We start from the raw sequence: 729 nt of genomic DNA on the forward strand, positions 1-729 counted from the left end.
CATTCAGTTGGATCGGCGGTAATGCCGCCCACGATTTTCGGTTGAATGATGTGGTTTTGCGTCTGTGATAAATCATCAGCACTTGCAAACATTGGCAAGACTGCCAAAGCAAGTAACGATTTTGATAGTTTCAAAGTAATATCCTCTTGTTTTTGTAAGCACGATCCTCGTGCTACTCATAAAACAAGCAGACAAATTCAATGTTACCAATGTAAGTTGAGTAGCAAATTCATAGCTTGCGAGCCACTTAAACGCAAAAGTCTATTGATGAACTGAATGATTTCAATTCCACATGGTTTCTGTCACTGAATTACCGTCAACGAGACGTATTAATTACGATGGATTTAAGGGCTTTCGCAAACAGTGAATATGATGCCCAAACCCTTGTTTTTCATACAATGCGAGTGCTTGGCGGTTAAAACTCCAAACCTCAACAAACATCTGGGTTGCGCCGTAATCGATAAAGGTAGATTCTATCTTATCGAGCAAAGCTTGAGCCGTTCCTCGCTTTCGATATTCCGGCATCACATACAACTCATCCACACTGCCCATCATCACAGGTTGGCTGACAACGGAAGTTAACTCACAAAAGTGACCAGAGACAAAACCGATAACTTCATCACCGACTTTCGCTACATATACCAAACACTCGGGATTATCGATGTAACGAGCAATGCTTTTCTCTTGCTCGATTTCTTCGGCAGTTTTAAACAATTCAGGGGATTGAAC

At 41.6% G+C, this 729-nt stretch carries 1 protein-coding gene; it reads right to left on the reverse strand.

What is annotated here, in order from left to right; genetic code table 11:
• Positions 1-333: 333 nt before the first annotated feature.
• Positions 334-729: GNAT family N-acetyltransferase (locus R7E78_RS26415; protein WP_318058647.1), on the reverse strand; the 396-nt coding region annotated here is incomplete at its 5' end.

The organism is Vibrio sp. YT-19(2023) (assembly GCF_033337395.1).